We start from the raw sequence: 6572 nt of genomic DNA, 5'->3' as shown, positions 1-6572 counted from the left end.
CACAGCCGCCGACCCGCTACCCGACGACCTCCAACACGCGCTCGACGCCATCAACACGGCCAGCCAGCCTACGCACTAATCTGGCAAAACTCGGGGCATACTGGCAAACGTCCGGAGCAACCTGGCTACGCCACGCCGTCGAGTCTCCCGGTTTCTTCTTGCCGCGTGCCGGGGTGCGTGGTAACGGCACCCCGGTCGTCAGCGGTGTTCCTTGTCGGCCTCGGCGGCGTTGAGCAGCTCCTCGGCGTGCGCGCGGCCGGTCTCGGTGCTGTCCAGCCCGGCGAGCATGCGTGCGAGCTCGGACACCCGGTCCTGCGGGCCGAGCGTGCGCACGCAACTGCTGGTGATTCCGTCGTCGGTTCCCTTGTCCACGACCAGATGCCGGTCGGCGTAGGCGGCCACCTGCGGCAGGTGCGTCACGACCACGACCTGGTGGCTGACGGCCAGCCGCGCGAGCCTGCGACCGATCTCCACGGCGGCCCGCCCACCGACGCCGGCATCGACCTCGTCGAAGACCAGCGTGGGGACGGTGTCGGCGTCGGCGAGCACCACCTCGATCGCGAGCATCACCCGCGACAGCTCCCCGCCGGAAGCTGCTTTGTGCAGCGGCAGCGCGGCACTGTCGGCATGCGATCGCAGGTGCATCTCGACGTCGTCGATCCCGTCGGGTCCGGCATGGCAGCGCGTGCCGTCGACGAGCAGCGCGGCCTCCCCTTCGGGGCTCTCCGCCTGGCGATGCCGCACGTCGACCTCCAGCTCGGCCTGCGGCATGGCCAGGCCACCGAGCTCGGCCGTGACCGCCGAGGCCAGCCGGCCGGCCGCCGAGGAGCGTGCCGCGCTGAGCCGCGCCGCGTGCCCGGCGAGCTCGGCCGCGAGCTCGTCCTGCCGGGCGGCCAGCTGCGCGAGGGCCTCCTCCGAGGTATCCATCGAGGCCAGTCGTTGGCGAGCGTCCTCGGCCCAGGACAGCACCCCGTCGACGTCCGCGGCGTACTTGCGGGTCAGCTTCTTCAGCTCCGCCTGCCTGGCCAGCAGCGTGTCCAGCTGGCCAGGGTCGGCCTCCAGCTCATCGAGATAGCTGGACAGCTCGGCGCCGACGTCCTCGAGCAGCACGCTCGCCTGCTGCAGCCGCGGCTCCAGCTCGGCGAGAGCCGGATCGTTGCTCCCCGCGAGCCTGCGCCGGGCGTCGCCGAGCAGGCCCAGTGCGCCGGGTTGGTCCGGGTCGCCCTCCAGCGAGCCGGACACCGCCTCCTGCGCCGCGCCCGCGACGGTGCGCAGCTCGTCCACCTCGCTGAGACGTTTGATCCGCTCGGCGATCTCGGTGTCCTCACCGGCTTGCGGTCCCACCGACTCGATCTCCTCGAGTCCGTGCCGCAGCATGTCCGCCTGCTGGGCCAGCTCCCGCGACCGGTTGGTCCGGTCGATGAGCTCGGCGCGAACCGCCTGCCACTCGGAACGGACACGCTGGTACTCACCGAGCGGCTCGGACACGTCGTCGCCTGCGAAGCGGTCCAGCACCGCGCGCTGCTCACCGGCCCGCATCAGCCTGAGCTGGTCGTTCTGGCCGTGTACGGCGATCAGCTCGTCCGCGAGCTGGGCCAGCACACCGACCGGGACCGACCGTCCCCCGAGGTACGCGCGCGAGCGCCCTTCGGTGCTGACCGTACGCACCGCGATGACGCTGCCGTCCTCGTCGGTCTCGGCGCCGGCCTGCGTGATGACCTCCGCAGCGCGGCCCGCGCCGTCCGGGGTGAACCTCCCCTCCACGGCTGCCCTGGTCGCGCCCGAACGCACCCGCGACGCGTCGGACCTGCCCCCTGACAGCAGGTGCAGCCCGGTGACCACCATTGTCTTACCGGCACCCGTCTCCCCGGTGACGACCGTGAACCCCTGGTCCAGATCCAGCAGGGCATCATCGATGACCCCGATGCCGTTGATCCGCATCTCGCCCAGCACAGTCCCACCGTAGCCGCTCGCTCAACGTGACGGGCGCCGCACGCGAGTGTGGCGCTCCAACGGGCCCGGACCCGGCTCAGGGGCGCTCTGTACGCGGGTGCCGCTCCCGCCAGCTCTTCACGGGCAGGTCGAACTTGTACACGAGACGGTCGGTGAACGGCCCGTCCCACAAGCGCACCAGCGATACGGGGATCCCGCCCGCGGCCACCTCGATGCGCGCACCGCTCGGCACGTCGACGTGCCGGGAGCCGTCGCAGGTCAGTACCCCGGGTGAGCCGGACGGATCCGTGTCCACCGTGATCACCGAGTCACGTGAGACGACCATGGGCCTGGAGAACATCGCGTGCGCGTTGCTCGGCACCACGAGCAACGCCTCGACATCGGGCCAGATGATCGGGCCGCCCGCGGAGAAGGCGTAGGCCGTGGAACCGGTCGGCGTCGCGCACAGCACGCCGTCGCAGCCGAACGACGACACCGGCCTGCCGTCGATGCTGATCAGCGCATCCAGGATCAGCTCGCGCGAGCTCTTCTCCACGCTGGCCTCGTTCAGCGCCCAGGTGCGCGCGAGCGTCTCGTCGCCGAGCGCCACCGTGACGTCCACGGTCATCCGCTCCTCGATGCTGTAGCTGCCCGCAACGATGCGCTGAACGGTCTCGGCGAGCGCGTCCGAGTCGGCCTCCGCCAGGAAACCCATCCGGCCGAGATTCACCCCGAGCACCGGCACCCGCGCCTGCCGCGCGACCTCGGCGGCGCCGAGCAGCGTGCCGTCACCGCCGAAGACGAACACCAGCTCCACCCCGGCAGCCGGGTTGTCCTCAGCAGCGACCAGGGTGTACGGCATGGCGCCCCCGCCGGTTTCCGGCTCACCGAGCAGGAACGCGCCCACCTCGGCATTGAGTACCCGCAGCCGGAACCCTGCGGCGACGAACCGCTCCCCGACCTCGCGGACAGCCGCGCGGCTGCCCGGGCGATCGGGGTTCGCCACAAGGAGCACTTCCCTGCTCGCCGTATCGCGCTCGGTCATCGCGGCCCCTCCTGTACGGCCGCGCGCACCGCGGCCGCCACATCGCCGACGTCCTCTCCAGCGGGCTCACCGGCATGCCTGCTCGCCGTATCGCGCTCGGTAGGACGGCGCAGCCACACGAAGTACTCCACGTTGCCCGACGGCCCTGGCAGCGGGCTGGCCACCACGCCGCGGAAGGCGAGTCCGTGCTCGCGTGCCGAGTCCAGCACCTCGAGGACCGCCTCCTCGCGTAACGCCGGATCGCGCACGACGCCACCCCGCCCCAACCGTGCCCTGCCGACCTCGAACTGTGGCTTGATCATGGGTACCACGTCGGCGCCGTCGGCGACGCACCGGGCGAACGCCGGAAGAACCAGCCGCAGCGAGATGAACGACAGGTCGGCCACGACGACATCGGCGGCGCCACCGATCAGCTCCGCGGTCAGTTCCCGCGCGTTCGTCCTGTCGAGCACGGTGACACGCTCGTCGGTACGCAGCCGCCAGTCGAGCAAACCACGTCCGACGTCGGTGGCCACGACCTCCCTGGCGGCACGCCGCAGCAACACGTCGGTGAACCCGCCCGTGGACGCTCCCGCATCCAGGCAGCGCCTGCCGGCCACGACCAGCCCCCCTGGCTCGAACACCTCCAGCGCGCCGAGCAGCTTCTCGGCTCCTCTGGATGCCCAACCCGGATCCGAGTCCTCGCGGACCTGGATCGGCGCCCCCTGGTCGACGCCGGTGGCGGACTTGACGGCAACCATCCCGCCGACCGTGACCAGCTCGGCCGCGATCAGGGAGGCCGCGTGCTCGCGCGAGCGCGCCAGCCCGCGGCGGACGAGCTCGGCGTCCAGTCGTGCTTTGCGAGCCACGGTGCTAGCCCTCGCGGCGCTGGCCGAGGAGTGCCCGGCCGCGGATCGGCCGCGAACGCACTGCGGTGCTCACGAGTTACACCTTGTCGATGTCCGACAGCGCGACCGTGAGCTCGGTGTGCACGGCCTCGAAACGCTCCACGTGCTCCGCCGGCGGTAGCTGCTCGAGCTCGTCCAACCGGTTGACGGCCTCGGTGATCCCGACCCTCGGATCCCTGTCGTCGGCAGTGTCCTCGTGCCGCTCGCCGTCCGGGGTTGCCGCGCCGTCCTGGTCGTCGTCGTGTGTCTGCACGGTGCTCACGGTAGTCGATACCGGCGCGCGCGACACGCTCACCGCCCGGTTCACCCGGCAGGCAACCGCGCCAGCACGGCTGCGGTGTGCTCGTCGGCGGCCTTCACCGAGTCCACGCCTGCTTGCCAGGCCGGCACACACAGCGCACGCAGCAGCTCCAGCGGATCCGTACAGCCGGAAACGCTGCTCGCCCGCAGCGTGCCGTCGGCGATGTCCACCCGCCACGCCGGGCGAGGCCCGACGCTCAGGCGCGTGCCGGGCTCGGTCAGCGAGGTTATGTCCGCCGCCACGTAGGTGGGGCGTCGCCCGGGCGCTGCGGCGAGCACGTCGCGGGGTGTGTGCACGCCGCTCAGTACGAGAATCCCGTCCATATCGGCGGCGCTCGCGCCCGCGATGTCGGTGTCGAGACGATCCCCGACCACCAGCGGCCGCCGCGCGCCCCCGGTCCGCGCCGCCCGCTCGAGCAGCAGCGGCGCCGGCTTGCCGGCCACCGTCGGCGTGAGTCCTGTGGCCGTGCGTAGGGCCGCCACCATCGCACCGTTGCCCGGGAGCTGGCCGCGTTCGGTCGGCAAGGTCGGGTCGGTGTTGCAGGCCACCCACCGCGCCCCCGCGGTAATCGCCTGGCATGCCTCGGCGAGGTCGGCCCACCCTGTGTCCGGCGAATGGCCCTGCACCACCGCGGCGACATCATCCGTACAGGTACGCGTGACACGCATGCCCACGGCGGAGACCTCGTCGCCGAGCGCGGGCGTGCCGACGACGAGTACCGTACTGCCATCGGGCACGGCGTCCGCGACGGCAGCAGCAGCCGCCTGCGCGCTGGTCACGACCTCGACCGGCTCCGTGGCGATCCCGATGTCGCCCAGCCGTTCGGCAACCTCCGCGGGGCTGCGTGAGGCGTTGTTGGTCACGAACCGCACGGCCGTGGCTCGCTCACGCGCGGTACCGAGTATCTCGGCGGCGCCCGGGATCACCCTGCTGCCGTGATGGACCGTGCCGTCCAGGTCGACCAGCAACGCATCGTACTCGTCGAGCAGGCTTCGCATGCTCAGGCGCGGTCCTCGACTGTGCCCTGCCCTTCGGTCCCGGCCAGCTCAGCGGCCAGGTCCGAGGCGCGCTCGGCGGCGTCGGTGTCGGACTCGGTATCCGCTTCGGCCGCGTGCAGGAACCACTGCAGCGCCTCATCCGAACGCCCCGCGGCCAGCAGGTTATCGGCGTAGGCGTAGAACAACCGGCCACTCCACGGGTCGCGGCGCTGCGGATCCAGGTCAGCTCCCTGCAACGCGATCACCGCAGCGTCCGGCTGCCCCAGGTCGAGTCGCGCCCCTGCGGCCACGATACGGAGCTCCACCGCCACCTCGGCCGGCAGTGAGCCGAGGTCGGTTTCGCGAAGTATCTCCAGTGCCCTCTCCGGTCGGCCGTTCGCCCGCTCGGCATCGGCGATCACCGGCAGGTGCATGTCGGTCCGCGACATCCTGCGCACTGCCCGCAGCTCGGACAGCGCCCGCGACCACTCGCCGGCATGGTAAGCGGCCAGCCCGACCGCCTCGCGCACCACAGCGATCCTGGACGCGATGGACTTGGCGTACTTGGCGTGTTCCAGAGCCGTGACGGGGTCGCTGTCCACCAGCTCCCGGGTGGCCACCAGGTGCCGGCCCACCCGCTCGGCCACGTCCTTGGGCAGGCTTCGCAGCTCCGCGCGAACATCCTTGTCCAGGTCGGTGTGCACGAACTCGTCGTCCAGCGCGGGCGCCGGCGTACGCTGCCGGTCACCGTCCCTGTCGCCCTTACGCGGGCGCGGAGCACCGCCCCCGCGACCTCCTCGATCGCCTTCCCTGTCTCTGCTCGATCCAGGCACGCGTACTCCCTCAAGGATCTCTCGTGGCGTCACGACCGCGCGTCGCGCCGGATCGTTCGGACAATCTCTCGGCTCGCCGGTTGGCGTGCCCGCGCCCCCGCATCCCGCGAAGCCGTCATCAGCTACTTTACCTGCCCACCGCACACAGAACTGTGCCGGACCCCCGGGTGGGGATCCGGCACAGTCGAAGTTGAGTGGCCGGCGGTGTCCTACTCTCCCGCACGCCTGTCGGGTGCAGTACCATCGGCGCTGGCAGGCTTAGCTTCCGGGTTCGGAATGGGTCCGGGCGTTTCCCTGCCGCTGTAACCACCGGCACGGTGGTGAGGTTAGCATGCTGGGGTGTGGTTCCCCGGGGGTGGGGGTGGTGTCTGGGAGCTGTAGAGTGGATGCGGGTTGTGGGCAAGTCCTCGGCCGATTAGTACCAGTTCACTCGAGCACGCATTGCTGCGCTTCCATGTCTGGCCTATCAACCCACTGGTCTGGTGGGGGCCTTAACCCTCGTGGGGTGGGAGACCTCATCTTGGAACGGGCTTCCCGCTTAGATGCCTTCAGCGGTTATCCCTTCCGAACGTAGCTAACCAGCCGTGCCCCTGGCGG

The 6572-nt window shown here is 71.1% G+C and carries 6 protein-coding genes and 2 rRNA genes; all 8 read right to left on the bottom strand.

Features of this window, described 5'->3' with window-relative positions:
• Positions 1-198: 198 nt before the first annotated feature.
• Positions 199-1953: a DNA repair protein RecN gene (gene recN / locus CHB84_RS21805; RefSeq protein WP_217898693.1), complete on the bottom strand. Its 1755-nt coding sequence runs from the start codon at positions 1951-1953 to the stop codon at positions 199-201.
• A gap of 76 nt (positions 1954-2029) precedes the next feature.
• On the bottom strand, positions 2030-2977 hold the full coding sequence (locus CHB84_RS21800) for an NAD kinase (RefSeq protein ID WP_089303522.1): 948 nt from the start codon (positions 2975-2977) through the stop codon (positions 2030-2032).
• Positions 2974-3825 carry a TlyA family RNA methyltransferase gene (locus CHB84_RS21795; RefSeq protein ID WP_089303521.1) on the bottom strand — a complete coding sequence of 284 codons (852 nt, stop codon included), beginning with the start codon at positions 3823-3825 and terminating at the stop codon, positions 2974-2976. The genes CHB84_RS21800 and CHB84_RS21795 overlap by 4 nt, the downstream gene beginning before the upstream one ends.
• A gap of 76 nt (positions 3826-3901) precedes the next feature.
• A complete protein-coding gene (locus tag CHB84_RS21790) occupies positions 3902-4117 on the bottom strand; it encodes a hypothetical protein (protein WP_141134778.1) in 216 nt (71 codons plus the stop codon).
• 50 nt (positions 4118-4167) lie between these two features.
• A complete protein-coding gene (locus CHB84_RS21785; RefSeq protein WP_089303519.1) occupies positions 4168-5163 on the bottom strand; it encodes an HAD-IIA family hydrolase in 996 nt (331 codons plus the stop codon).
• Positions 5164-5165: 2 nt separating this feature from the next.
• Positions 5166-5975, bottom strand: coding sequence for a tetratricopeptide repeat protein (locus tag CHB84_RS21780; RefSeq protein WP_245818906.1), 810 nt, complete (start codon positions 5973-5975; stop codon positions 5166-5168).
• 196 nt (positions 5976-6171) lie between these two features.
• Positions 6172-6289: ribosomal RNA gene (gene rrf, locus CHB84_RS21775) — 5S ribosomal RNA — on the bottom strand.
• A gap of 81 nt (positions 6290-6370) precedes the next feature.
• Positions 6371-6572, bottom strand: a 23S ribosomal RNA gene (locus CHB84_RS21770); the annotation flags it as partial.

Source organism: Haloechinothrix alba, from assembly GCF_900188115.1.
In the GTDB taxonomy this organism is placed as follows: domain Bacteria; phylum Actinomycetota; class Actinomycetes; order Mycobacteriales; family Pseudonocardiaceae; genus Haloechinothrix; species Haloechinothrix alba.
Note: the sequence above shows the minus strand (reverse complement) of the source record. Positions and strands in the feature narration are given on the sequence as shown.

Bases quoted from the DNA above. Each gene is read 5' to 3' on its own strand.
- CHB84_RS21800 (WP_089303522.1), bottom strand. From the start codon at position 2,977: ATGACCGAGCGCGATACGGCGAGCAGGGAAGTGCTCCTTGTGGCGAAC.
- CHB84_RS21785 (WP_089303519.1), bottom strand. From the start codon at position 5,163: ATGCGAAGCCTGCTCGACGAGTACGATGCGTTGCTGGTCGACCTGGAC.